The organism is Litchfieldella qijiaojingensis (genome assembly GCF_014651875.1).
GTDB classification, from domain to species: domain Bacteria; phylum Pseudomonadota; class Gammaproteobacteria; order Pseudomonadales; family Halomonadaceae; genus Litchfieldella; species Litchfieldella qijiaojingensis.
In genome coordinates, this window is the sequence record NZ_BMXS01000006.1 from 121539 (window position 1) to 145020 (window position 23482).

27 protein-coding genes and 1 tRNA gene are annotated in these 23482 nt (G+C 61.0%); 24 read left to right on the plus strand and 4 right to left on the minus strand.

Annotated features, from left to right (window positions below):
* The first annotated feature begins 49 nt into the window (after positions 1 to 49).
* Positions 50 to 481 carry an anthrone oxygenase family protein gene (locus IE093_RS08355; protein ID WP_189468074.1) on the plus strand — a complete coding sequence of 144 codons (432 nt, stop codon included), beginning with the start codon at positions 50 to 52 and terminating at the stop codon, positions 479 to 481.
* 9 nt (positions 482 to 490) lie between these two features.
* Here the strand turns inward: IE093_RS08355 and IE093_RS08360 are convergent, their stop codons facing one another.
* Positions 491 to 1561, minus strand: coding sequence for a patatin-like phospholipase family protein (locus IE093_RS08360; RefSeq protein ID WP_189468077.1), 1071 nt, complete (start codon positions 1559 to 1561; stop codon positions 491 to 493).
* Between the two features lie 247 nt (positions 1562 to 1808).
* Here IE093_RS08360 and IE093_RS08365 point away from each other — a divergent pair, with 247 nt between their 5' ends.
* The 7 genes from IE093_RS08365 to IE093_RS08395 all read left to right on the plus strand — a co-directional run bounded on the left by IE093_RS08365 (position 1809) and on the right by IE093_RS08395 (position 8936).
* On the plus strand, positions 1809 to 2999 hold the full coding sequence (locus IE093_RS08365) for a TRAP transporter substrate-binding protein (protein ID WP_229803398.1): 1191 nt from the start codon (positions 1809 to 1811) through the stop codon (positions 2997 to 2999).
* Between the two features lie 127 nt (positions 3000 to 3126).
* Positions 3127 to 3738 (plus strand): TRAP transporter small permease subunit, encoded by a 612-nt coding sequence (locus tag IE093_RS08370; protein ID WP_189468079.1) that lies wholly within the window; start codon positions 3127 to 3129, stop codon positions 3736 to 3738.
* On the plus strand, positions 3735 to 5156 hold the full coding sequence (locus IE093_RS08375) for a TRAP transporter large permease (RefSeq protein ID WP_189468081.1): 1422 nt from the start codon (positions 3735 to 3737) through the stop codon (positions 5154 to 5156). The genes IE093_RS08370 and IE093_RS08375 overlap by 4 nt, the downstream gene beginning before the upstream one ends.
* Positions 5146 to 6501, plus strand: coding sequence for an amidase (locus tag IE093_RS08380; RefSeq protein ID WP_189468082.1), 1356 nt, complete (start codon positions 5146 to 5148; stop codon positions 6499 to 6501). Before IE093_RS08375 ends, IE093_RS08380 begins: the two co-directional genes overlap by 11 nt.
* A complete protein-coding gene (locus IE093_RS08385) occupies positions 6498 to 6662 on the plus strand; it encodes a hypothetical protein (RefSeq protein WP_189468084.1) in 165 nt (54 codons plus the stop codon). Before IE093_RS08380 ends, IE093_RS08385 begins: the two co-directional genes overlap by 4 nt.
* A gap of 37 nt (positions 6663 to 6699) precedes the next feature.
* The gene (locus IE093_RS08390) at positions 6700 to 7782 is read left to right on the plus strand and encodes a multicopper oxidase domain-containing protein (protein WP_189468086.1); all 1083 of its coding nucleotides are present in this window, start codon (positions 6700 to 6702) and stop codon (positions 7780 to 7782) included.
* Positions 7779 to 8936: a ZIP family metal transporter gene (locus IE093_RS08395; RefSeq protein ID WP_189468088.1), complete on the plus strand. Its 1158-nt coding sequence runs from the start codon at positions 7779 to 7781 to the stop codon at positions 8934 to 8936. Before IE093_RS08390 ends, IE093_RS08395 begins: the two co-directional genes overlap by 4 nt.
* A gap of 127 nt (positions 8937 to 9063) precedes the next feature.
* Here IE093_RS08395 and IE093_RS08400 read toward each other — a convergent pair whose 3' ends face one another.
* Positions 9064 to 10440 (minus strand): dihydrolipoyl dehydrogenase family protein, encoded by a 1377-nt coding sequence (locus IE093_RS08400; protein ID WP_189468091.1) that lies wholly within the window; start codon positions 10438 to 10440, stop codon positions 9064 to 9066.
* 580 nt (positions 10441 to 11020) lie between these two features.
* Between IE093_RS08400 and IE093_RS08405 the strand changes: the two genes are divergently transcribed.
* The 14 genes from IE093_RS08405 (at position 11021) to IE093_RS08470 (ending at position 19981) form a co-directional block, all read left to right on the plus strand.
* Positions 11021 to 12364 (plus strand): site-specific integrase, encoded by a 1344-nt coding sequence (locus IE093_RS08405; protein ID WP_189468093.1) that lies wholly within the window; start codon positions 11021 to 11023, stop codon positions 12362 to 12364.
* 123 nt (positions 12365 to 12487) lie between these two features.
* Positions 12488 to 12946 (plus strand): hypothetical protein, encoded by a 459-nt coding sequence (locus IE093_RS08410; protein WP_189468095.1) that lies wholly within the window; start codon positions 12488 to 12490, stop codon positions 12944 to 12946.
* Between the two features lie 94 nt (positions 12947 to 13040).
* On the plus strand, positions 13041 to 13349 hold the full coding sequence (locus IE093_RS08415; protein WP_189468096.1) for a hypothetical protein: 309 nt from the start codon (positions 13041 to 13043) through the stop codon (positions 13347 to 13349).
* Between the two features lie 5 nt (positions 13350 to 13354).
* Positions 13355 to 13624, plus strand: coding sequence for a helix-turn-helix domain-containing protein (locus IE093_RS22880; RefSeq protein WP_422730967.1), 270 nt, complete (start codon positions 13355 to 13357; stop codon positions 13622 to 13624).
* Between the two features lie 44 nt (positions 13625 to 13668).
* Positions 13669 to 14064, plus strand: a complete 396-nt coding sequence (locus IE093_RS08425) for a MarR family transcriptional regulator (protein ID WP_189468099.1) — start codon at positions 13669 to 13671, stop codon at positions 14062 to 14064.
* Positions 14065 to 14251: 187 nt separating this feature from the next.
* Positions 14252 to 14680 (plus strand): helix-turn-helix domain-containing protein, encoded by a 429-nt coding sequence (locus IE093_RS08430; RefSeq protein WP_189468101.1) that lies wholly within the window; start codon positions 14252 to 14254, stop codon positions 14678 to 14680.
* 60 nt (positions 14681 to 14740) lie between these two features.
* A complete protein-coding gene (locus IE093_RS08435) occupies positions 14741 to 15724 on the plus strand; it encodes a hypothetical protein (RefSeq protein ID WP_189468103.1) in 984 nt (327 codons plus the stop codon).
* 8 nt (positions 15725 to 15732) lie between these two features.
* Positions 15733 to 16113 (plus strand): hypothetical protein, encoded by a 381-nt coding sequence (locus tag IE093_RS08440; protein ID WP_189468105.1) that lies wholly within the window; start codon positions 15733 to 15735, stop codon positions 16111 to 16113.
* Positions 16110 to 16397: a hypothetical protein gene (locus IE093_RS08445; RefSeq protein WP_189468107.1), complete on the plus strand. Its 288-nt coding sequence runs from the start codon at positions 16110 to 16112 to the stop codon at positions 16395 to 16397. The genes IE093_RS08440 and IE093_RS08445 overlap by 4 nt, the downstream gene beginning before the upstream one ends.
* Positions 16398 to 16432: 35 nt before the next feature.
* Entirely contained in the window at positions 16433 to 18451 is a 2019-nt protein-coding gene (locus IE093_RS08450; protein WP_189468109.1) for a hypothetical protein, read from the plus strand.
* Complete coding sequence (locus IE093_RS08455) at positions 18448 to 18687, plus strand: hypothetical protein (protein WP_189468111.1); 240 nt, start codon at positions 18448 to 18450, stop codon at positions 18685 to 18687. Before IE093_RS08450 ends, IE093_RS08455 begins: the two co-directional genes overlap by 4 nt.
* Entirely contained in the window at positions 18687 to 18935 is a 249-nt protein-coding gene (locus IE093_RS08460; RefSeq protein WP_189468113.1) for a hypothetical protein, read from the plus strand. The genes IE093_RS08455 and IE093_RS08460 overlap by 1 nt, the downstream gene beginning before the upstream one ends.
* A 246-nt stretch (positions 18936 to 19181) precedes the next feature.
* Entirely contained in the window at positions 19182 to 19358 is a 177-nt protein-coding gene (locus IE093_RS08465; protein ID WP_189468115.1) for a hypothetical protein, read from the plus strand.
* A gap of 71 nt (positions 19359 to 19429) precedes the next feature.
* On the plus strand, positions 19430 to 19981 hold the full coding sequence (locus IE093_RS08470) for a hypothetical protein (protein ID WP_189468117.1): 552 nt from the start codon (positions 19430 to 19432) through the stop codon (positions 19979 to 19981).
* Positions 19982 to 20227: 246 nt separating this feature from the next.
* On the opposite strand, the gene IE093_RS08475 is transcribed toward IE093_RS08470, so the two are convergent.
* Positions 20228 to 20303: transfer RNA gene (locus tag IE093_RS08475), tRNA-Thr, on the minus strand.
* Positions 20304 to 20565: 262 nt separating this feature from the next.
* Between IE093_RS08475 and IE093_RS08480 the strand changes: the two genes are divergently transcribed.
* Together IE093_RS08480 and IE093_RS08485 are read left to right on the plus strand one after the other, a co-directional pair.
* The gene (locus IE093_RS08480) at positions 20566 to 21321 is read left to right on the plus strand and encodes a TerC family protein (protein WP_189468119.1); all 756 of its coding nucleotides are present in this window, start codon (positions 20566 to 20568) and stop codon (positions 21319 to 21321) included.
* 170 nt (positions 21322 to 21491) lie between these two features.
* The gene (locus tag IE093_RS08485; protein WP_189468121.1) at positions 21492 to 22238 is read left to right on the plus strand and encodes a sulfite exporter TauE/SafE family protein; all 747 of its coding nucleotides are present in this window, start codon (positions 21492 to 21494) and stop codon (positions 22236 to 22238) included.
* A 25-nt stretch (positions 22239 to 22263) separates the two neighbouring features.
* On the opposite strand, the gene IE093_RS08490 is transcribed toward IE093_RS08485, so the two are convergent.
* On the minus strand, positions 22264 to 23481 hold the full coding sequence (locus tag IE093_RS08490) for an MFS transporter (protein ID WP_189468123.1): 1218 nt from the start codon (positions 23479 to 23481) through the stop codon (positions 22264 to 22266).
* Position 23482: the final 1 nt, after the last annotated feature.

A 23482-nucleotide genomic window follows, 5' to 3' on the forward strand; every position in this document is an offset into this window, starting at 1 on the left:
CATGTAGCTGGCGGTTGGTGCCGCGTTCCAACGACACAAGGAGAGTGTGATGCACGACGTTTTTTCGTTTCTGGCCGTAATTTGCAGCGGAGTTTTCGCCGGAGCTGCGATCTATATCAATGCGGTGGAACATCCGGCAAGGATGACATGCGGTGCGCGTGTTGCCCTGCAGCAGTGGGATCCGAGTTACGCCCGCGCGACGGTAATGCAGGCTTCTCTTGCCGTGATCGGTTGTCTGTTCGCCATTCTTGCATGGCTGACCGGTGCCAGTATGTGGTTCCTGCCCGCAGGACTGATCCTGCTCTCCGTGGCACCCTACACGCTGGTCGTGGTGATGCCGACCAACAAGCGGCTGCAGGCCTTGGGCCCGGATAGCGACGATGCTGAGATTGCGCGCTTGTTGCAGCGTTGGAACGTACTCCACGGTGTCAGGAGCGCGCTTGGATTCGTAGCCTTCGCTTGGCTCGTGGCCTTGGCCTAAGCTTTCTATCTACTTCACCACTTCCAACGAATCGGCGTACTCGCCGCACAGGTCCACGGTCGAGCGTTTTCCCAGGTCGACGAAGTGCTCGTCCAACCAGCGTTCCGCGGCGCGGTAGCCGATGTCGTGCAGGCGCTCGATAAAGGCCATCTTGGCATTCATGCGGGTGAAGGCATCGAAGGCGTTCATCTCCTTGGTTGCCTCGATCCGGTGAAGGTGCAGGCTATCGATCTTGCGGAATAGCTCTGCCTGGTAGTCGTGGCCTGACTTCTCTTCTTCGACCAGCAAACGTTTGATCAGGGCGATGGTGCGCAAGTCCTGGTGCAGGCTGCTGTTGAAACTGATCTCGTTAATGCGGTCGATGATATCGTGGGCCAGGCGGGGGACACCCGGGCGCTCCAGTGGATTGATCTGGACCAGCATGAGATCGCCCGGGCGGCTTTCCGCGACCAGTGGCAGCAGCGATGGATTCGCGGAATAACCGCCATCCCAGTAGCTTTCGCCTTCTATCTCGACGGCGTGAAACAGCACCGGCAGGGCGGCCGAGGCCAATACCGCCTCACGCGACAGCTCGGCATTGCGAAACACGCGCGATTTGCCGGTGTGCACATTGGTGGCGCAGACGAACAGGCGGATGTCATCGAACTTGTGTAGCCGTTCGAAATTTACATGCCGATCGAGGAGTTCCCGCAACGGGTTCACGTTGAACGGATTCATCTGATAGGGCGATATGAGACGCGAGATAGCGTCGAACACGCGGTACAAGGGCATGAAAGCCGAGTTCCAGTGGCCGAACAGCAATTGTGCGACGCTGGCGCCCGGCAAGCTGCTGTTGCCTGCATGACCTACATCGTGCCAGAAGGCGCTTAGCGCGTCGCGTGCGCCCTGCCGTCCACCCTTGGCCCAGCCGCTGGCCAGCACCACGGCGTTCATGGCCCCGGCACTGGTCCCGCTCAGGCCGCCGAATTCAAGCCTTTCGTGTTCCAGTAGCCGGTCCAAGACACCCCATGTGAAGGCACCATGCGAGCCACCGCCTTGCAGGGCCAGGTCGACGCACTTGGATACGCGCTGAGTTGGCATGTGGTGGCCTCGTTGGAGCTGGTAGCGTTGAACTTCCTCGAAGTATAAGACAGGTATTGACTACGCCACCGTCAAGGCCTGCCTGTCCTGCGTGGATGCATCGGCTTGTTTTCCGGATGGCACTTTTTAGAAAGGTCTTCTTTACTATATTTGAGGAAATGCAGGGGCCAGGTGCCCTGCCAGCCTTACTGCAGCAAATCGTGAACGATAACGATAACGACATTGCGTGCAATGGGAGAACAACACAATGATGAACACAACAGACGCCAGCTTGGACACCAAGCCAGAGCAGACCACTGCGGATACCGACATACGGACGAAGTCGACTTCGCGTCGGCAGTTCCTGAAAGGCGGCTTGCTAGCCACTGGTGGGGTGGCGGCGAGTACGCTGGCTGCTCCGGCGGTGCTGGGGCAAAGCCCGATCGTCATCAAGATGCAGACCTCATGGCCCTCGGGTGACATCTGGATGGACTTCGCGCGCGAGTATGTCGATCGCGTCAACCGGATGTCCGGTGGCCGGCTGCGGATCGACCTGTTGCCGGCGGGTGCTGTGGTCGGTGCCTTCCAGGTACTCGACGCCGTCAATGACGGCATTCTCGATGCCGCACACACGGTGCCGGTATACTGGTATGGCAAGCACAAGGCTGCATCGCTGTTCGGCACCGGTCCAGTTTGGGGCGGCGATGCCACTACCATGTTGGGTTGGTTCTATCAGGGTGGCGGCAAGGAACTCTACCGCGAACTGACGCAGGACATCCTCGGTCTCGACGTCTATGGCTTCTATGGTTTCCCGATGCCTGCCCAGCCGTTTGGCTGGTTCAAGGAGCCAGTGACCACGATCGATGAAGTCCAGGGCCTCAAATACCGCACCGTGGGGCTTGCCGCTGACCTCATGCAAGAGCTTGGCATGAGCGTTACTCAACTACCGGGTGGCGAGATCGTGCCGGCAATGGAGCGCGGTGTCATCGATGCCTTCGAGTTCAACAACCCGTCCTCCGACTTGCGCTTTGGCGCGCAGGACGTGGCCAAGAACTACATCCTTTCCTCGTACCACCAAGCCAGTGAGTCGTTCGAGTTCATGTTCAACAGGGACTTCTTCGACGACCTCGACGAGGACCTGCAGGCGATCCTGCAGTATGGCGTCGAGGCCGCATCGACTTCTAACACGGCGTTGGCGCTCGATCAGTACTCCAAGGACCTGCGGGCGTTGCAGGAGGAGCACGGCGTCACCGTACACCGCACGTCGCAGGAGATTCTCGACGCCGAGCTACAGGCTTGGGACAAGCTGATTCCTCAACTGGAGGAGGACGACTTCATGAAGCGGTGCATGGACAGTCAGCGCGAGTGGGTCGATCGCGTTGTTTTCTACGAGCTGATGAACAAGCCCGACCTGGCGCTTGCCTACGAGCACTATTTCCCGGGCAAGTTGAAGCTCTGAAATCGTCTGCCTGCCCCTGCCCCCGATCCTTGTGGCGGGGGCAGGGAGCGCGAACGATTCCGAATAACCCCCGGCGCGGCGGTCGTTTGGCCGTTGCAGGGGCTCACTCGGCAGGTGTACCCGCGTTATGATCAAGCTCGTCCAGTTCATAGATCGCCTTACGGGTTGGTTCGGTCGGGCGTTCGCCTGGTTGATTCTGCTGATGGCGTTCGGCATGGGCTACGAGGTGGTGGTGCGTTACGTCTTCAATGCGCCGACCGCCTGGGCCTTCGATATGTCCTACATCCTTTACGGTACGCTGTTCATGGTGGGTGGCGCCTATACGCTGTCACGCGATGCCCATGTGCGCGGCGACTTCCTCTATCGGCTATGGAAGCCGCGTACCCAGGCTATCGTCGAGCTGGTGCTCTACTTCATCTTCTTCTTCCCCGGCATCACGGCCTTGGTGATTGCCGGCTGGAAGTATGCCGCACGCTCATGGCGTTATCTGGAGGTGAGCACCTTTTCGCCTGCGGGCGTACCGGTGTTCCATTTCAAGACCATGCTCGTGGTGGCCGGGATGCTGCTGTTCATCCAGGGGATCGCCCAGGTTTTCCGCTGCATCATCTGTATCCGCACCAATGAATGGCCGCCGCACATGGAGGATGTCGAGGAACTCGAGGACAAACTGATCAAGCAGGCGGCCGCCGGAGAGATCGACAAGGCAGAGAAGTATGCGCACGGGAGAGACGACATATGACGGATCCTCAGATCGCCATCATGATGCTGGGGATCTTCATCCTCATCATCTTTTTCGGTTTCCCGATCGCCTTCACCCTGATGGCGCTGGGGGTCATCTTCGGTTACTACGCCTACTTCAATCCGGGCCGCATGTGGCGCGACTACGACCGCGCGCTAGAGGCAGGTGCCGGTAACTGGGAGCTACTCGAGACCTGGATCGGCGGGTTCTTCAATAACCGGATCTTCGACCTGTTCGTCAACCAGACCTACTCGGTGATGGCGAACGAGGTGCTGACCGCGGTGCCTCTATTCCTGTTCATGGGCTATATCGTCGAACGTGCCAATATCGTCGACCGGCTGTTCTCGACGCTTTATATCGCGGCTAAACGGCTGCCTGGTGCCATGGCGGTGGCGGCGTTGATCACCTGTGCGCTGTTCGCTACCGCGACCGGCATCGTCGGCGCGGTGGTGACGCTGATGGGGCTGTTGGCGTTCCCGGCGATGCTCAAGGCGCGCTACAACACCGGCTTCGCCTCGGGTGTGATTTGCGCCGGCGGTACGCTCGGCATTTTGATCCCACCCTCGATCATGCTGATCGTCTACGCGGCGGCCTCGGGAGTCTCGATCGTGCGGTTGTATGCCGGGGCGCTGCTCCCCGGCTTTTTGCTTGCTGGGCTCTATCTCGTCTACATCATCGGGCGTTCCATCTTGCAGCCGTCGGTGGCACCCAAACCAAGCGAGGAGGATGTCGGCGATATCCCTACCGCTCGGCTGATCCTGATGGTTTTGACTTCGTTCGTACCGCTGGCGGTGTTGATCATGGCGGTACTGGGGTCGATCCTGTTTGGATTGGCGACGCCGACCGAGGCGGCGTCGGCAGGGGCGCTAGGCGGGTTGGCGCTGGCGGTGGCCTATCGCGCATTGACCTGGCAGCGACTGCGCGAGGCGGTCTATCTGACGATGAAGACCACGGCCATGGTCTGTTGGCTGTTCGTCGGCTCGTGGACATTCTCGTCGGTGTTCTCCTATCTGGGAGGCGAGCATCTGATTACTGAGTTCGTTACCGGGCTCGATATCTCGCCGCTCACTTTCCTGATCTTGGCGCAGCTCATTATCTTCCTGCTGGGCTGGCCGCTGGAGTGGTCGGAGATCATTATCATTTTCGTGCCGATTTTCCTGCCGTTGCTGCCGCACTTTGGCGTCGATCCGCTGTTCTTCGGTATCCTGGTGGCACTCAACCTGCAGACCTCGTTCCTGACGCCACCCATGGCGATGTCAGCCTATTACCTCAAGGGAATAGCGCCGCCACACGTGCAACTGGTCGAGATTTTTCGTGGCTGCATGCCATTCCTGGCGATGGTATTCCTGGCCATGGTGGTGCTCTACAACATTCCCGGGATCGTATTCTGGCTGCCGGAGGTGATCTATGGCCGCTAAGCGGATTCCGACAGAGGGGCCCTGCCTGTTGACGGCGCGCGAGGCCGCCTGGCGTATCGCCGAGGGCGCGCTGAATTCAAGCGAGTTGGTCGCGGCTTGCCTAGAGCGCATCGCGGCGGAGGAGGAACGGGTCCAGGCCTGGGAGTTCATCGACCGCGACAAGGCGATGGCCGAGGCCGAGGAGCGCGACCGGCGCCGTAGGCGCGGGTGGCCGCTCGGGCCTTTGCACGGGGTGCCCGTGGCAATCAAGGACATCATCGACGTCAAGGGAATGCCGACGGCAAACGGCACGCCCATCGATGCTGGCAGACGGCCGTTCGAGGACGCCACGGTGATTCGCCGGCTGCGGGCCGCCGGGGCGGTGATTCTCGGCAAGACGGTCACCACTGAATTCGCCTACTACCACCCAGGCAAGACGCGCAATCCCCACGATCCAGGGCGGACACCCGGCGGCTCGTCGAGCGGCTCGGCTGCGGCGGTGGCGGCCGGCATGGTGCCGCTGGCGCTCGGTAGTCAGACCAACGGTTCGGTGATCCGGCCAGCCTCTTTCTGTGGCGTGATCGGATTCAAGCCTTCCTTCGGTGCTGTCCCGCGAACCGGCGTATTGACACTGGCGCCGAGCCTAGATCAGGTCGGCGTCTTTGCCCGCACCATCGAGGACGCAGCGTTGGCCGAGCTGCTGATGGGGCCGGATGGACGGGACGCGGATGTGCTGGAAAGCCCGGGGCCGCTGATCGGCACTGCGCTGTCCGAGCCACTGGTGACACCGGCGCTGGCTTTCGTCAAGACACCCATCTGGGAGAGTGCGGATGCTTCGACGCGGGATGCTTTCGGCGAGCTTGGCGAGGCATTGGGCGAGCAGGCCGACGAGGTCGAGTTGCCCGAGGTCTTCAGTCGCGGTATCGGTTGGCTTGGCAGCGTGATGGCGGCCGAAATGGCGCGCAATCTCGGTCACTATGTCGACCGCGCCCCGGATCGGATCAGCGAGAAGTTTTGCCAACTGATCGCCGACGGGCGGGCGATGAGGGCACCCGATTACCTGGCGGCGAGGGATATGCGCTGGGTACTGCGTGATGCACTTGGGCCCATTTTCGACCGCTTCGACGCCATTGTCACGCCGGCGGCACCGGGCGAGGCGCCCGAGGGGCTGGAGGGCACCGGCGACCCGGTCTTCAACAGCCTCTGGACCTTCTGCGGCCTGCCGACAATCAGCCTGCCACTGATGACAGGGCCGAATGGATTGCCTCTGGGGGTGCAGTTGGTCGGTCAGTACGGTCAGGATGCACGGCTACTCAGAACGGCGCGCTGGCTGGTGCGCACGCTCTCCGGGGAGGGAGATGCATGACTGACAAGGTGCTTGCGATCGTTGCGCTGCTGGGATTGATCACCTTCGTGATCACGGTACCGCTCTTCGTGCCGCATATCGACCTGATCATCTTCACGATCGGGTGCGTGTTACTGGCCGCCTTCGACTTCTGGCGCGAGTTGTTCCGCGGTAAACGCTGAGGGGGGACTTCCATCCTCAGTTTGTTCAGGAGTTCCAATGAAACTGCCGATGTTCAACCGTCGCGGATTCCTGAAGTCAGGCTTCTGGGGCGCTGTCGGTTCCCTGCTCGGTCTCGGCGGACATGCGACAGCCGACTCGAAGAGCTATTCGATGCATGGAGGAATGTCGGAGCCCACGTCGTCCGGAGGCATGATGACGGTGGGCGAGGTGGATCATGCACGCAACGGCTTCGATCCAAGCATCGTCCTGTCCGACTGGGATACGGGCAAGGTGGGGCGACTGCCCAATGGTCAGCCCCTGCGTGAATACACCATCGTCGCCTTGGACAAGGAGGTCGAGATCGCGCCGGGTGTCTTCTTTCCAGCGTGGACCTACAACGGCCGTGTTCCCGGGCCCAGCCTCAGGGCGATGGAAGGCGACCGCATTCGCATTCGCTTCATCAACCAGGGCAGTCATACGCATACGATGCACTTCCATGGCATACATTCCGCACGTATGGATGGCATCCCCGGTGCCGGTGAGGTCGCGCCGGGAGAATCGTTCACCTACGAATTCGATGCGTTACCTTTTGGCTGCCATCTCTACCATTGTCATTCGGTACCGTTGAAGCGGCATATCCACAAGGGCTTGTACGGAGCGTTCATCGTCGACCCCGATCCCAGTCGCCACCCTGAACATGCCGATGTTGCACGTTCCCGAGTCCTGGGCAGCGAGGAGAACCAGCCTTGGCAGGAGTTCGTGATGGTGATGAATGGCTTCGATACCAACTTCGACGAGGAGAACGAGGTATATGCCGTCAACACAGTGGCCCATGCCTATGCCAATCACCCGATTCGCATCGCGCGTGAGCGTCCGGTGCGGGTCTATCTGGTCAACGTCACTGAGTTCGATCCCGTGAATTCACTTCACCTGCACGCGAACTTCTTCGATTACTACGATCACGGCACGACGCTCACGCCGACGCTGCGTACCGTGGATACTGTCATACAGTGCCAGGGACAGCGCGGGATCCTGGAATTTTCCTTTGCCGATCATGAGCCGGGACTGTACATGTTTCATGCTCACCAGAGCGAATTCGTGGAGCTTGGCTGGATGGGCTTCTTCGAGGTCGTGGAATGAGCGCTCGGTTCTGGAGTTCGTTACTACTGCCGGTTGTATTGCTTGGCGTGGCGATAGCTACCTTCTTGGTCACCGAACCGCTGTCGCTGCTCGGCGTTTCGCCGCCTCCGATCGAGCAACTCACGGTCGAACGTACCGTCCTGGATGAAGAGGGTATCGATCTCAAGGTTCGGGCCACTGGCTCCGAGCCCATGCATATTGCCCAGGTGCTGGTGGACGGCGCCTACTGGCGCTTTACCCAGGAACCCGCCGGTGCCCTTGGGCGAGGGACGAGCGCCTGGATCCACCTGCCGTATCCGTGGGTCGAGGATGAACTTCACGAAATCACTTTTATCACCAATACCGGCGCCACTTTCGATCACACCATCGAAGTCGCCGAGGCGACACCTCAGGCGAGTGCCGCACAGTTCATCGGCTATGGTCTGCTCGGCTTGTACGTCGGCGTGCTGCCCGTGGCGCTTGGCATACTCTTCCGCCCGGCGTTGCAGCAATCCGGGCCGCGCGGGTTCGAGTTCGCGCTGGCGTTGACGCTGGGCTTGCTGGTCTTCCTGCTGGTGGACACGCTCGAGGAGGGGCTCGAGCTGGGAGATCAAGCCGCTTCGATCTTCCAGGGACATGCCCTGGTCTGGCTGGCAGCACTGGTCGCCTTCGTTGCGTTGATGGCGGTCGGTCGTCGACACCGTGAACCACCCCGAGGGCTGGCTCTAGCCAGTTATCTTGCGTTGGGAATCGGCCTGCATAACCTGGGGGAGGGGCTAGCGATCGGCGGTTCGTTCGCCGCCGGGTCGGCGGCGTTGGGCACCTTCCTCGTCATCGGTTTCACCCTGCACAACCTTACCGAAGGCATCGGCATTGCGGCACCGCTGACCCGCGAGCGTGTGCGCTGGGTGGCGTGGATCGGCCTGATCGCTCTGGCCGGTTTGCCAGCGGTGCTGGGGACATGGATCGGGGCCTATGCCTATGCCCCGCACTGGTCGGCGCTGCTGCTGGGGATTGGCGCGGGCGCTATCCTGCAGGTCATGATCGAAGTGGGGGACTTCCTGCGCCGCACCTCGATAGCCAGCGGTGGCGCCATGATCTCCGTTGCCTCGATCAGCGGTTTCACAGCGGGCATCGTCATCATGTATGCCACGGCCTATTTCGTGCAGGTTTAAGGAAATATGAAGTGAATGACTGTGCGAGCGGGCATCCTTGCCTCAAAGGTAGGGTCGAGATCTATACGGCTTTCGTTGTGCATTCCTCGGCTTCAAGGTACAGATGTTTCTGAGGCCGGACAGACGCCTACGCCGTGGCGTCGAACACCTGCTTGACCAACTCGGCGAGTGTCGGGTGGACGTGGATGCTGTCGCGCACGCGTGCTGCCGTGGCCCCCGCGGTGTTCATGGCGACCACCACCTCGTGAATCAGGTCGGCTGCCTGGGGTCCGATCATATGGAAGCCCAGGATCCGGTCGCTGCCCTTCTCAACGAGGAGTTTCGCAAAGCCCGGTGGTGAACCGACGATCTTGCCCTTCGCGAAATCGGCGTAATTCTTCCGGGCCACGGTGTAATCCAGGCCCTGGTCGCGACAGGCGCGCTCGGTTAGCCCGACCGAGCCGATCTGCGGGTTGCTGAACACGGCGTGCGGATTGGCGGTGTAGTCGACAGCAAGGGAGGCACCGTGGGCGTTGCGGTAGGCAAGCTCACCTTCGTAGCTCGAGGTGTGCTTGAACATCCCCTGCCCGATGACGTCGCCATAGGCATAGATGTCGGGGTGCGTGGTCCGAAGCTCGTCGTCGACCACCACGAAGCCGCGGCCGTCTAGCTCGACCCCCGTCTGCTCCAGCGCGAGGCGATCGGTGTTGGGACGCCGACCGGTGGCCAGCAGGATCTGATCGCCGAGCATGGTACGTTCGCCGTCGTCGGTGGTGACGACCAGGCCGCACTGCCCGTCGCGCACCAGCGCCTGGCGTGCCTCAGCTTGCAGCACCAGCTCCACCCGCTTGGCAAGCTCCTGCGTGAACAGCGCCCGCACATCGTCGTCTTCGGCCAGCAGGCATTCGGAATGGTCGATCACCGTTACGCGGGTGCCCAGGGAGGAGAAAAAATGGGCAAACTCGCAGCCGATGTAGCCGCCGCCAAGGATGATCAGGTGCTCGGGCTGCTCGGTGAGGTCGAAGATGACGGACTCGTTGGTGAGGAACCCGCTCTCCGCCAGCCCGGGGATCGGCGGGATCGCGGGTCGCGCGCCCGCCGCGATGAAGATCCGCTCTCCGGTCAACTGGCGCCCATCCTCCATCTCGATCAGCTTGTCGTCCACAAACCGCGCCTGGCCATAGAAGGGAGTGAAGGCGCCTTCCACCCAGCGGCGTACGGCAGCGGCGTCGTTCTCGCGCCGCCGGCGAACCGTTTCGAGAACGGCCTGGAAGTCGACGCGAACCGACGACTGATCCAGGTGGATACCAAAGTCCCCAGCGTGCCGGATTGTTTGCATCACCTCGGCAGCCTGAATCAGGCCCTTCGTCGGGATGCAGCCGCGGTTCACGCAGGTGCCGCCGAGCTGGTCGGGACGATCATCGACCAGCGCGACCGACTTGCCGTCCTGCTGAGCGTAATAGGCGGCGGTCAGGCCGGAGCCGCCGCCGATGCAGATCACGTCGTAGCGCTCAATCGCCGCCATGGTTCCTCCCCGCGTCACTGCGCGGCGCGAGTACGAGGGCTGGGGCGTCGAACGCCAAACGAGATCCGCCACCCTGCGCCGCGCTCAATGTGGTCCGGCCGGCCCTGTCGAGGTCGGCGATCAGGTTCTTCCTTTGCGAGTGTAGTCCACTCTATGCCCGCCACAGGGAGTTCGAAAGACGGCTCCAGGAACCGGTCACGACAACGTGAAATGATGCCTGAATGATTGGCGTGTGGTAATCGCGTCTCCGCAGCCGTCTGTCACTGGTCGACCTGGTTTCATTGCATGTCACCTATTCGTCACCTAGAGAGGTGTGCAACGAAAAACCGCCACCCGACCGATGTCGAAAGTGGCGGTTTTTCAGTGAGTAATGGTGCCGCAAAGTGGACTCGAACCACCGACCTGCGCATTACGAGTGCGCGAAAGCGGTAAATCAGCAGAAACAAGCGTCACCAAGAGAGCATCTAAATATTCAAGTAAAACAGTATCTTGAGTGGTTGTTGAAGGTTTCCTGTTGTTGCCCGGTATACCCTGTTATATCCTACCAGTGGAACCTATTTGGAACCTGGAAGGGTTGGGCATGGCCAAGAAGACCGAAAAACTCACCACCCGGGTGCTCGAGCGGCTGGCCCGTGAGCTGCCCGAGGGTGACGAGGTGTGGGACAAAGATCTGTCTGGCTACCACGTCCGCGCCGGCAAGCGTGGCCTTACTCTGCGGCTGTCCTACTACAACCTCACTGGCAAGCGTCGTGTCCTGACCATCGGTCGCTATGGAGCCGACAACCTGACTGCGGATAGTGGTCGGAAGCGTGCCAAGGAGGCGCGGTCAGTCGTGACCCAGGGCGGCGATCCGCGCGCGGTGCTGGAGGAAGCCAAGGCCGAAGCCGAGCGCCAGCAGCAGCAGACCCTCCGCGCCTACCTGGACGGCCCCTATGCCGCCTATCAGAACCGTATGAAGGACGGCGCGGCCAACCTGCGCCGCATCAAGAATGACTTCTCCGACTGGCTCGACAAACCGATGAGCAGCCTTGCCCGCGTCGATGTCGAGCGCTGGCAGGCTGATCAGGAGGCCATGGATAAGCCCCGCGCTTTCGGCACCCTGAAACGCACCTACGACGCCCTGTGTGGCCTGCTGGCCCACGCTGCCGAGCGCAAGGTGATACCGGCTCACCCGCTGAAAGGCGTGAAGCTGCAGAAGCCGGCACTGAGCGACGAGGAGCTGGCCGAGCAGGGCGCTGAGCGCCGCTATCTGGAGCCTGAGGAAGTCGAAGCCCTGTTCGCTGGCCTGGAGGCGTATCAGGAGGAGAAGCGCCAGCAGCGACGCAGCAGCCGCGCCCACGGCAAGGCGTATCTGCCCGATCTGGATGGCGTAGCCTACGTGGATCACGTCAAGCCGTGGATCTTGACCATGTTCTACACCGGCTTTCGGCCTGGCGACCTGTTCGGCCTGCGCTGGGAGCACGTGAACCTGACCTTTGCCACGGCCCGAAAGGTGATCGAGAAGACCGCCCATAAGCGACCAGAGCCCCAGACCTTCCCGCTCTCCCGGGCGGCGGTGGACGTGCTCAAGACCTGGTGGAAACAGCTGGGTGAGCCGAAGACCGGCCTTGTGTTCTCGTCACCGGTCACTGGCAAGCGGATGAGTTCGACCGCCATGCAGAAGCCGTGGGCCGCCGTCCGCAAGCTGGCCGGGCTGCCCGATGACCTGCAGCTCTACACCTTGCGTCACAACTTCGCGAGCCAGTTGGTGATGGGCGGCGTTGACTTGCTTACCGTCTCCAAGCTGATGGCCCACGCTGACATTCAGACGACCATTGCCCACTACGCCCACCTGGCCCCCGACCACAAGCGCGATGCCGTGGAACTGTTCGCCAGGAAGGCGCCGGGGCAGGGTGATGAGATAGCCGCCGAGGAGGCGGTGTAAGAGATCGACAGGCCAATGCCTGTTGAGACGACCCCGTTGGCTGGCCTAGAGTAGCTCCCGAACGCGCGGCAACTCCACCGCGCTGGCCAGCCTCCTTACTGGAGTGCGTGAGGAGTGCCGCTGATGAAACGGAAACCCCCAGCCGGCGGGCCAGAAGGCGCCGAGAACTGGACCTTGGAGGAGATCGAGAACTACATCATCGAGGAGCGGAAAAAGCCGTTCCATCGTGCCCAGGGCAAGATAACTCAGTTCGTCAATGGCTGCGTGATGGACCCCGACTTCAAGGAGTCTCCTGCCCTTCTCATGTTATTACTTATGCTGCGTGATGTGCTGGCCAAAGAGGCGACCGAGGAATGGGACCTTGACGAATATCTTGAGCCAATTATTTCCGAGTTCCCGAGCCGTGGAGGAAAAGCACGGCATATCGATAACAAGCGAGATAAGGCATTCGTGATTCAATACTACGAAGATCATAAGAATGAGTTTAAAAGCACGAGAGCCGCTGCTAAAGCAATCGATGAAGCCCATCTAGTGGATATAAAGTTTCGAACTATTTACGATTGGCTGCGAGAGATTGAGTAATCTCTAATATGTACAGTCTGCCGGCTGACGGCATATAACACCAATCTAATCGTGGCCATGATCGAAAGCGTCAAGCAACAAGGAGACGCTTTCGATGTCTGCAAACCATCAAGATCCTACCGCTGTCCTGGCCGCCGCTATGGCGCGGTATCGTGCCGGTGACGACCCGGGATTGATCGAACTTCCCGAGTCTGCTGTATTCCCGCATCTCATCCACGCACAACCCACTACCGCGCGGAAATCACGCGTAACCGGCGTGCTGTTGGGCAGACCAACCCCGATGTTCGTTAAACGGGGCCGGAGCATTCGTTACCGCCTTAGCGACGTACTCGCCTGGCTCTCCGAGGGCGAGGCCGTGGGTAGCACTGCTGAAGCCGGCATGGCAGAGGGGATGGCGCAATGACCGACATGAAAAATCCCGGGCGTGGGGGCGACCGGGATACTTCCAAAACACTTCCGAAAGTTGATGCTAACACCCAGCAAGGCCACGTGCTAGAGGCGCTTAAGCAACGACCAATGAGTGCCGCAGAGTTGCAGTGGTCGCTTCCCCTGGCCGATGCCCGAGCCGTGGTTCGAGATCTTCGCCGAAAGGGCATCCCCATCACCACGAAAAAGCACCCCGACCCATCCCGACCAAGCAGGTGTGTTCAACGCTACCACTTGGCCGAGACGGACTGAATGGGAAGCGGGCGCTGCTGGCGCTCGCTGCCCTGGAGGGTGCAATGGCAAGGAAAAAACCCAAGGTCCAGTGGGGGCCGGCTGGCGCCTTCGCGCTGCCCAAGCTGCTGATGGATCACCCGGACTTCCGCGAGCTCTCTGGCTCGGCCCTGAAGGTCCTGCTGGCGCTGGGGTACCAGCACAACGGATTCAACAATGGCGACCTCTCCTGCACCAGCACGACCATGAGTGAGTGGGGAGGCATGTCCCCCACCACGCTAGCCAAGGCGCTACGCGAGCTCCAGGAGCGCAACCTGATCATCAAGAGTCGCGACGCCCAGGTGGGCCGCGAGGGCCCCCGGTGCGCTCTCTATGCGTTCACCTGGGCGCCCATTGATGACTGCGGCGGCAAGCTGGACATCAGCCCCACCACAACGCCCAGGAGGAGGCTGAGCAAATGAGAATTTCGATATTTACCGTCTCCAGAAATTGGAGTCCCACGCTTCAGAAAATGGAGCAGTCGGGCCGCCCGGCCATTCATCGCTCGATAAACGCTCCAGATTCTGTAGCAGTGTGGCCGATTTTGGCCGTTGACCGACTCCAGAATCTGGACTCCTTACTAATTTACCAGGCAGTGGGGGGTAGGCCATGACATATGACGCCGATTCCCGAGAGCGTGTCGGGCCTGTTGTCATCCCTGAAGCCGCCCACGCGCTCGGAGTGAGCGAGAGCACCCTACGTCGCTGGATCGCTGCTGGCGCTCCGGTGGCAAGGCGGGGCGGCCGTGGGCGCGGCAACGTGACGTTGGTGGATCCTGATGCCGTGATCGCCTGGTTGAATGAGTGCGATGCCACGGAGGCGATGAGAGCCTTTGCCGGCCAGGTGCCGGAGCTGGTGGCCGGGGCCATATGGGAATCGTTCCGGCTGGCCGAGGGCCCCCATAAGCGCGGGGTGGCCGAGCTGCTGGTGACCCTCTGGTATCTGGCGTCAACCGAGATCATGGAGGCGGCGGGAGCGGACGCACCTGAAGCATGGCCGGAAGCCATCGAACGGCTTCGTAAAATCGCCGGCAAATGATGAATTTTAGCGCTTTTCATTACGCTGCCAGTGGAGTCAACCACACCCGAGGATTACCAGATGGACCCGATTATGCGAGGAAAGGCGCTGCGTGCCTCCCGGCTGATGGAGGAGGTGGCTGGCGCTGCTGTCCCGCCCAAGGAGCAGTTGGCCGAAGCTGCACGGGAGATTCACCTCCTCAAAGCGCTGGGCCTGAAAGGCGAAGAGCTGCGCGCGGCGATGGAAGCGCACGACAACCCGATGTTGAACAAGGCCGCCGTCCCTGCCGATACCCTGGGCTCTGGTGACTTCGGCGAGGGCGTTCTGAACGCCGCCTGGTTGACCACGACCCTGGAGCTGAACCTGCTGGACGCCCTTGTTGATCAAGGCAGCGTCCCGCTGTTGCCTGGCGTCCGCGCTGCCATCTACGGCACAGGATGGACTGCCGATTCAGTCGGCGAGGGCCTGCCGAAAGCCATCCGTCAGAGCGGTCTGGACATCGAGCAGTTCGCGCCGCAGAAAGTGGCCACGATCACCGTGGCCACGAAGGAGCTGCACGACTACGAGCAGTTCCGCCAGCATATGGATGCCGAGCATCGCCTGGGCCTAGCTCGGGGTACGAATAGGGCTGTTCTCGACACCCTGGTGGACAGCTCAACCGCAACCACCGCGACCCTGGAGGACGCCCTGGCCACCGCTGGACCCGCTACCGGCTTCGTCGTCGCGATGCCCGCCGGCGACGTGGCGGTAATGGCCTTACAGGCCGCGAAGAGCGGCAACACCGCATTCGGCGTGCGCGGCGGCCTGCTGGCGCCTGGGCTGCGGATTGTCGCCGTGGATGACCTGGACGATACCGTTGTGATCCCGGCCTCACGGCTGGCTGTTCGTGACTTCGGGATGCGTGTCCAGACCGCTGTCCACGCGTCCATTGCCATGGCCGATGACCCGCAGTCACCGGCCGAGCTGGTGTCGATGTTTCAAACGAACTCGGCGGCGATCCTGAGCGAACGGGCCTTCATTCTGGGCGGCGACTTCTCGGGCGTTGTCGTGGTCTCTGGTAGCTGAGGCGAGCCATGAGTATTGATCACAACGCACGCTACAAAGCAGCCTTTCTCGCCAAGTTCGAGCGCGCCCTGGCGGATCAGCCGGAATGGATTCGAGAACGGGCGGTTCTTGGGGCAACCAACCCCGGGCAGATGGGAAGCACCTTCTATCCGGATACTGGCAAGTGGGAATTTCGGGATGCTGACGGCAACGTGCTTGAGGCGCCCAAGGCAGCCCCGACTCAGAGACGTGCCGGCATGAGCGAGCAGGATATGAGGGTGATTGCCAAGGGATTGGGTAACGCGCTGGCCGAGCGTGACGCGCGTATCGATGAGTTGGAGGCAACGATTCGCGGCCTGGCCAAGAAGGTCGGGCTGCTGAGCCAACGGATGAAGGAGGGCGCGAAATGATCGACACCACCCCTGACTGGGAGCCTGTGACACAGGGTGAGGCGGACGAGCTGGCGCCTTTCACCCTGGACGCGAAAGGCTTGGATGACGAGGCCGTCTACCTCCTAATGACAGGGCATAAAGATATTCTGCGTCGCGCCATACTGGTCGTTGCGAAGGCTGTGGGACGTATGCCTACCGATGACGAGATCCTGATGGTCGCCCGCGAGGTGGTGCGCTGGCTCAACGAGAATCGCGTTCCCGAGCTGCACGCGGCGTCTATGGCAGGCAAGGAGATTCATTGATGTCCCGATCACTTGGGAAGCTAACGCTCGACATGGTGCTCCAGACCGGCAATTTTCTCGGCCCCATGGATAAAGCGCAGCGGCGCACGAAACGCAGCACCAATGACATGGTGAAGAGCTTCAAGCGCGTCGGTGGCGCGGTCGCGGCCATGGGGGCGGCGGCTGTCGCGGCGGCGGCTGGTGGCTTGACGCTGATGACCAAGACAGGTCTCCAGAACGTCGATGCGCAGGCAAAGCTCGCCCGCCAATTGGATGGCACCATTGGCGGTCTTCGAGGCCTACAACTTGCCGGCGGTGATGCGGGTGTCGAGATAGGCACCTTGAACGGCGCCATGGAGCGCCTATCGTCTCGCTTGGGGGAAGCAGAGCGCGGCGAAGGTGCGGCTGCCGATGCTTTGGATCGTATCGGCGTGAGCGCATCAGCACTGGCCAATATGGATGTCGATGAGCGCGTTGCGACCATCGCCGACCGCGTGCATGAGCTTGGCCTCTCCGGCGCCCAGACCGCCGACCTGTTGCGGGATCTCGGCATCCGTAATACCGAGATGGTCAACCTGTTGCGTCAGGGTGGCGACCCCATACGCGAGGCTCGCCAGGAGATCGAAGACTACGGCCTGGCCATCGACGCCATTGATGCTTCTGTTGTCGAGGCGGCGAACGATGCCCTCTCACGCACCGGGCTGCTCATTGAAGCGACACAGAACGCCCTGGCGGTGGAGCTGGCGCCAATAATCCTCGAGATAGCCGACCGATTCAATGACGCCGCTCGTGAGGCTGGCGGCATGGATAATGCGATCCGCGTTGGCGTTGAGTCCAGCCTGATCTACATCGGCGAGCTATCCGACAACATCTGGAAGATGTGGCAGCTGATGAAGCGCGGCGAGCTGATCATGGCCGACATCGAGTTTGCCTCTGCCAAGTTCGCCCGCAATGCCTGGTCCTATATCGCGCCTTTCTTCGACAAGTGGGGGGATAGGATCAACAACATCATCGAGCAAATGAACCGTATCCCTGGCTTCGGCGACATCGAGCCGATTACGATTTTCTCCGAAGGCGACTTCATTGCCGGGATTGAACGCAATTTTGAGCGTGCGCTTGGCCGGCGCAACCTGGCACAGATTGAATTCGATGCGGCGATGGACTTCACGCCATCCAAGGCCATTGAGGAATTTCTCGACTCGGTTGAGGAACGACGTAAGCAGATTGCCGAGGCAGCTTCTAACAATCCTCTCATACCGCCCAGCGACCTTGATTCTATCGAAGATGCCGAAAAGGCGCTGAAGGAGGCGGCGCGCGAGGCCGAGCAATTCGCAAGCTCCTTGTCGTCCCTTGTCGACCAGCTATTCCCTGTCGCAGCGGCGCAGCGCGAATACGCCGAACAGCAGGCCACTCTCACCCGAGCTTTTATGGAAGGCATACCCATCGTGGGCGGATATGCCGAGGCCATGGAGAGGCTTGCAGAGGCCCAGCTAAGCACCCAACGGCCAGAAGACATCTACGACTTCCTGCAGCCTGACACCGATAAGATCAAGGCGCAGTTCGATGCCATGGATGAGTTCTCCAAGAACGCGGCTCGTGGCATGCAGTCGCACTTCGCCGACTTCCTGTTCAACCCGTTCGAAGACGGCCTGAGAGGAATGCTCGAGGGCTTCGGTGAGACGATGCAACGGATGGTCTCCGAGGCTGTCGCCGCCGACCTGACCCGCCACTTATTCGGCTCGACGGTCGAGGGTGGCAGCGGCGACGGCTGGATCGGCACGGCATTCAATGCCGCGGCGAGCTTCTTTGGTGGCGCATCCTTCGATGGTGGCGGCGATACCGGCAGCGGACCACGTAGCGGTGGCCTCGACGGCAAGGGTGGCTTCCTTGCCATGCTCCACCCGCGTGAGACCGTGATCGATCACACGAAGCCCAGTTCTGGGCGGTCAGGCGTAGTGCAGCAGAATACCTACAATTTCGTCCTGTCGCGCAATCCGGATCGGCGTACTCAGAAGCAAATGGCGCTGGAAGCATCCGCCGCCCAGCGTCGGGCCAACGCGAGGTTGGGATCATGAGCTTGATCGAGGAGCAGTGCACTCTACAGCTACACGGATTGCGTGATGAGGACATCGATAGCCTGAGGATTGAGTGCCACGAAAGGTTGGTCGAGGAGATCCTTACCCTCGGCAGAGAGCTGGGCCGAGTACCTGATCAAGACGAGGTAGAGAAGGTCGCCAAGGCTGTCGTTGCCTACCTCAACGAGCATCGCATTCCCGAACTGCGCGAGCTGGCAGAGAGGGTGATCCACTGATGGCCGAGCACGCCGACCTGCCGCCACCGCCAAAGATGTTCTTCACGCAGATGCGGCGTGCCACTCGCCTTGGCTATTGGCTGCATAAGGCCGATCGCGAGTGGCAGCGCCAGAAGCAGGGTGGCCGATATGTGCTCACCTTGCCACGTGGCAGAGACCCATTGCTGGTGACTGACGACATGCGAGAGGTCAAGGCGTGGCTGAATCACCGGGACGCCGAGACCCGAGAAGGAGAACAGCATGGGTAGCCGGGGGGGCATGATTGAAGTCGAAACCGCATCGCAGCGGAAACCGCGCCCAAACCCATTCGGAGATTTTTTCGCCTTAACAAGGGTTGTTAACACTTAACGCCGCGAGTTAACGGCCGAGCGCTTTGTTAACACCGCCAGCTGATCACCAGACCACCCTCCCGATCATCGCATCACAAAAAAACTTTGCGCCATGTGATCCATTGAACTAACTTGTAACACATACGAACACATCAAGGGCTCGACATGTCCCCTCAGGATCAACACGTCACGCTTCGCCTCTCTGCCGAATTGCTGGAGCGGGTGGAAGCTTACCGCAAAGAACTGGAGCTTATGACACGGCAGCCAGTGACCCGAGCCAATGCGCTGCGATCGCTGGTCGATGCTGGGTTGGAGTTGGTCGAGCAGCAAAAGAAAAAGTAGGAAGGATGCCCCGAGGTGTGGCAGCACCTCGAGGCGATACACATCGGCAACCACTTACAGGAGACGCCGACATGCAACGCAATGATAACACTATCCATCAACTCCCAACCCAGAGCCCCCTGGCTACCGAAGCCCAAGAAATGGCTAATCGCCTCGAAGCTGTCGCCAACATGATCCAGGCTCTCGGCGACCCCGACGCGACATGTGATGTGTTCGAGGATAGCGATGCCAAGTCGGCCTATTATATTGGCCGCCGACTCATGCAGGCTGCCGAAGTCTGGAAGGCGTTGAGCTCCAACTGCAGCAACCCTGAGATCAAGGTTGCTGAGCTGGATCTCAAGGACAGCACCAAGGGCGACATCGAACGGAGCGCAAAGGAAAAGGACGGCGCAGATCTTGGAGGGGCGCTAGAGGAATTTGCTGACCTGTTCATCGACCCCGCCAGGCATATGTTCTTTGTGATCATGAATCGGTACGAGTCGGAGGCCCGCGGTGAAGGGGGTGTGTACCAGAGCGCCTTCTTCATTGACCGTATGCTCGGGGATCTGGTTCAGGACTCGGACAATCTGTTGAAACGGTTCTGTAACCACTGGAGCGGTCAGGAAGTATTCAAGGTCGCCTGATACCCCAAAGCCCCAAGCCCGGCCATCGAGTCGGGTTTTTTTCTTTGGGTCGCCAAAACGGTCTCAGTCAGGTCAAAACGACCTCAATCAGGGCATGTCGACCTGTCTCTAAACCAGAGACAAGCCGACATTTCCACGCGCGCGGGCGGGAAGAGATCCTATGGAACCTATTTGGAACCTATAGCCAGACAGATGGAAAATCGTCATCCACTTATTTTTCTAAATGGCAGTTTTTAATTACTTTTTTGGTGCCGCAAGGCGGACTCGAACCGCCGACCTGCGCATTACGAGTGCGCTGCTCTACCAGCTGAGCTATTGCGGCATGCGAGAGCTGGAAAAATGATAAGAACAAAAGGGGCTCGATGCCAGCCTCTCTTCCCGAGCCGGTGCTTCCGGATCCACCTCGATTCAAGAATGAAACTTCTCATAGCCTCTAGAAGAGGCGATCATGGCCGAAGGCTTGGCTGATACCGGCACATTACTCGGATATGCTGGCCCCGTAGGCAAGGACGCCGTTGCCTTTCGTGCGTCACTTGTTGGATTAACGGTAATCACAACCTTCTTGGCAAGGGTAGGGTATACGCATGGAATGGCTTTCGGACCCTCAGGCATGGGTGGCGCTGGCGACGCTTACGGCACTCGAGATCGTGCTCGGTATCGATAACATCATTTTCATCTCCATCCTGGTGGGCAGGCTGCCCGCCGCACAGCGTCAGAAGGCGCGGCTGATCGGTTTGTTGCTGGCGATGGGCATGCGCATCCTGTTGCTGCTTTCGCTTGCCTGGGTGATGGGGCTCACGGCACCGTTATTCGAGGTCTTCGGGGTGTCGGTCTCGGGACGCGATCTGGTCCTTCTGGGGGGTGGCCTGTTTCTGTTGGCCAAGAGTACCCATGAGATCCACGCCAGTCTCGAGGGTGGGCCTGAGGAACACCGCTCAGCCGGGACGGCGAGCATGTATTCCATACTGATCCAGATCGCCTTGATCGATATCGTCTTTTCTCTGGATTCGGTCATTACCGCTGTCGGCCTGGCCGATCACGTGCAGGTAATGGTTATCGCCATCGTGCTCTCGGTCGGCGTGATGATGCTTTCCGCCAAGGCAATCGGTGATTTCGTCGATCGTCACCCGACCATCAAGATGCTGGCGCTGAGCTTTCTGATCATGATTGGCGTCATGCTGGTGGCCGAGGGTCTGCACTTCCACATCCCCAAGGGTTACATCTACTTCGCCATGGCCTTTTCGGTTGGCGTGGAAATGCTCAACCTGCGGATACGTTCGAAAACCCGGCCTCCCGTCAAGTTGCAACGCCGGCTGCAGGAGAACGAGTCGACCGAGTGATCTCACCTGCGATGTGAGCTGCCGAGCACCAGCAAGGCCAAGCCCAACGATGCTAAGATGCCGGCTTTTCCAGAGACGGGCCATCATGCCCGCCTCGCAGAAGCCCGCCGCGGCCGCTGGCTGACGGTGAATGGGCACAACGAAGTCAGCGGCGTCTTGGATAAGCCAAAGTGTCGATTTTTACTGCATTAGCCTTTCTGGTCGTGGTCTTTCTGACCTCCGCCTTGTCGGGGATTTTCGGCATGGCGGGGGGGCTGATCCTGTTGTGGTTCCTGTTGCTGGCGCTACCGGCGACAGTGGCCATTGCCGTGCATGGCGTGATCCAGCTCTGCGCCAATGCCTCGCGGGCCTGGTTGTCGCGCCGTTACATCGACTTCCGTATCGTTGCCATCATCGCTTCGGGCGGGGCGCTCGCCGCCGTGTTATTGGCGTTGGTCGACTACACGCCGAACACGGCCACCGTGTCGATACTGATTGGCCTGATGCCGTTGCTGGTATGGGTGCCCAAGGTTTGGTTCCACTTCGATGCCTCGCGTACCAGCCATGCTTTTTGCTGTGGGCTGGTCGCCGGCGGCTTGACCATCGCTTCCGGCGTGTCGGGGCCGACCATCGATATCTTCTTCATCCGTACCCATATGGATCGTCGGCAGGTCGTGGCGACCAAGGCGGCGGTCCAGGTCATCGCGCATGCCATCAAGATCGTGTTCTACCTGAGCGCGGCGCTGACACTGAGTACGGGCCAGTGGGGCCTGATATTGCTGGCGATTCCCTTCGCCATTCTTGGTACGCGCTCGGGCAATGCGATATTGCGCCGCCTGACCGATGCTCGCTTCCGTTACTGGACGCGCTGGATCGTCACCGCGATCGGTGCTTTCTACTTCGTTCAGGGGGTGGTGTTGCTCAGCAACATGGCGTGACGGCGCAGTGGTTCCTATGCGCAGGTCATCCGCCATGCGTGGAGCAGACGTGATGCCGAGCGCCGCTTTCCCGGCGCGAGGCGAGCCGTGCCTGTTGCACGAGGAGCAGTCCCAGCAGGGCGATTGCTGCCAGCGCGACGAAGACTCCGCTGTAGCTGTCGAGTATCCCGTGCAGCAGGGTGAAGGCGGGCAGGCCCAGCGGCACGCCGGCATAGGTGAAGACCAGGCAGCCTCCCGAGGCATCGGCGACGCGTTCCGGGGGGGCCAGGCGCACGACCTCGGCGAGATAAACGCCGTTCCAGCCCAGAGCGGCCCCGCCCATCAGGCATAGTACGCCGGCCACGATGCCCAGTGGCCAGCCGGGCGTCATCGCGGCGACCGTCAGCGCGCCCAGCGCCGTGACGATGCCGATCACGCCTAGCGTGGCCAGTGGGTTGTCGAGCCGGTCGGCGATCCAGCCCCAGAAGACGCGGCCCCCCACGCCGCAGACCTGGATCGCCGCCATCACCATCCCGGCAGCTACCAGGCGGATTTCCAGGTCCTCGACCAGCAGCGACACGGTGAACGCCGACAGTGACAACTGGATGGCGGAAAAGCACAGACTGATCAGCGCCACGTAGCGCAGCGAGCGCTGTCGCCAGACCACCAGCAGACCGGCCAGGGGCGTGCGCCACCAGCGGCTACGCGAGTCGCGCTGGTCGTCCCACCGGGCGCGCTTGGCCTGCAGGGCAAGGATGCCGGTCAGCGCCAACAGGCAGAGCCACAACAGCCCCGCCTGCCAGCCCACCGCCAGTGCCAGCCAGGGCGCGATCAACCCCGCCAGCACGCCGCCCAGCGGCACGCCGGTCTGCTTCAGCGAGAAGATCAGCCCCTGATGGCGGCGGGGCGTGAAGCGTACCAGCAGCAGCGAAGCGGCGGGATTGGTCAGGCCGTAGCCGAACCCCACCACCAGCGAGGCCATGGCGAAGGAGGCGAGTGAGGGAATGGCCAGCAGTCCCGCCCCGAGGCCGACCAGCAGCAACGAGAGCTGGCTGGTGCGGCACGGGCCGAGACGGCGGGTGAGCGGGCCGCCGATCAGCGCGGTGAGCATGGCCCCGGTGAAGATCAGGCTGACCTGCAGTCCCACGGTGGCTGAGGACACGCCCAGTGCCGGCGCGACTTCCGGGGCGATGGCCGCGGGATACAAGGCGACCAGTGAGGAGAAGGCCAGCACCAGGGTGGTGGCAAAGACGACGATTATCATG

What these genes read in the sequence shown, in the direction of transcription:
- IE093_RS08355 (WP_189468074.1), top strand. Translation starts at nt 50, where the DNA reads ATGCACGACGTTTTTTCGTTTCTGGCCGTAATTTGCAGCGGAGTTTTC.
- IE093_RS08360 (WP_189468077.1), bottom strand. Translation starts at nt 1,561, where the DNA reads ATGCCAACTCAGCGCGTATCCAAGTGCGTCGACCTGGCCCTGCAAGGC.
- IE093_RS08365 (WP_229803398.1), top strand. Translation starts at nt 1,809, where the DNA reads ATGATGAACACAACAGACGCCAGCTTGGACACCAAGCCAGAGCAGACC.
- IE093_RS08370 (WP_189468079.1), top strand. Translation starts at nt 3,127, where the DNA reads ATGATCAAGCTCGTCCAGTTCATAGATCGCCTTACGGGTTGGTTCGGT.
- IE093_RS08375 (WP_189468081.1), top strand. Translation starts at nt 3,735, where the DNA reads ATGACGGATCCTCAGATCGCCATCATGATGCTGGGGATCTTCATCCTC.
- IE093_RS08380 (WP_189468082.1), top strand. Translation starts at nt 5,146, where the DNA reads ATGGCCGCTAAGCGGATTCCGACAGAGGGGCCCTGCCTGTTGACGGCG.
- IE093_RS08385 (WP_189468084.1), top strand. Translation starts at nt 6,498, where the DNA reads ATGACTGACAAGGTGCTTGCGATCGTTGCGCTGCTGGGATTGATCACC.
- IE093_RS08390 (WP_189468086.1), top strand. Translation starts at nt 6,700, where the DNA reads ATGAAACTGCCGATGTTCAACCGTCGCGGATTCCTGAAGTCAGGCTTC.
- IE093_RS08395 (WP_189468088.1), top strand. Translation starts at nt 7,779, where the DNA reads ATGAGCGCTCGGTTCTGGAGTTCGTTACTACTGCCGGTTGTATTGCTT.
- IE093_RS08400 (WP_189468091.1), bottom strand. Translation starts at nt 10,440, where the DNA reads ATGGCGGCGATTGAGCGCTACGACGTGATCTGCATCGGCGGCGGCTCC.
- IE093_RS08405 (WP_189468093.1), top strand. Translation starts at nt 11,021, where the DNA reads ATGGCCAAGAAGACCGAAAAACTCACCACCCGGGTGCTCGAGCGGCTG.
- IE093_RS08410 (WP_189468095.1), top strand. Translation starts at nt 12,488, where the DNA reads ATGAAACGGAAACCCCCAGCCGGCGGGCCAGAAGGCGCCGAGAACTGG.
- IE093_RS08415 (WP_189468096.1), top strand. Translation starts at nt 13,041, where the DNA reads ATGTCTGCAAACCATCAAGATCCTACCGCTGTCCTGGCCGCCGCTATG.
- IE093_RS22880 (WP_422730967.1), top strand. Translation starts at nt 13,355, where the DNA reads ATGAAAAATCCCGGGCGTGGGGGCGACCGGGATACTTCCAAAACACTT.
- IE093_RS08425 (WP_189468099.1), top strand. Translation starts at nt 13,669, where the DNA reads ATGGCAAGGAAAAAACCCAAGGTCCAGTGGGGGCCGGCTGGCGCCTTC.
- IE093_RS08430 (WP_189468101.1), top strand. Translation starts at nt 14,252, where the DNA reads ATGACATATGACGCCGATTCCCGAGAGCGTGTCGGGCCTGTTGTCATC.
- IE093_RS08435 (WP_189468103.1), top strand. Translation starts at nt 14,741, where the DNA reads ATGGACCCGATTATGCGAGGAAAGGCGCTGCGTGCCTCCCGGCTGATG.
- IE093_RS08440 (WP_189468105.1), top strand. Translation starts at nt 15,733, where the DNA reads ATGAGTATTGATCACAACGCACGCTACAAAGCAGCCTTTCTCGCCAAG.
- IE093_RS08445 (WP_189468107.1), top strand. Translation starts at nt 16,110, where the DNA reads ATGATCGACACCACCCCTGACTGGGAGCCTGTGACACAGGGTGAGGCG.
- IE093_RS08455 (WP_189468111.1), top strand. Translation starts at nt 18,448, where the DNA reads ATGAGCTTGATCGAGGAGCAGTGCACTCTACAGCTACACGGATTGCGT.
- IE093_RS08460 (WP_189468113.1), top strand. Translation starts at nt 18,687, where the DNA reads ATGGCCGAGCACGCCGACCTGCCGCCACCGCCAAAGATGTTCTTCACG.
- IE093_RS08465 (WP_189468115.1), top strand. Translation starts at nt 19,182, where the DNA reads ATGTCCCCTCAGGATCAACACGTCACGCTTCGCCTCTCTGCCGAATTG.
- IE093_RS08470 (WP_189468117.1), top strand. Translation starts at nt 19,430, where the DNA reads ATGCAACGCAATGATAACACTATCCATCAACTCCCAACCCAGAGCCCC.
- IE093_RS08480 (WP_189468119.1), top strand. Translation starts at nt 20,566, where the DNA reads ATGGAATGGCTTTCGGACCCTCAGGCATGGGTGGCGCTGGCGACGCTT.
- IE093_RS08490 (WP_189468123.1), bottom strand. Translation starts at nt 23,481, where the DNA reads ATGATAATCGTCGTCTTTGCCACCACCCTGGTGCTGGCCTTCTCCTCA.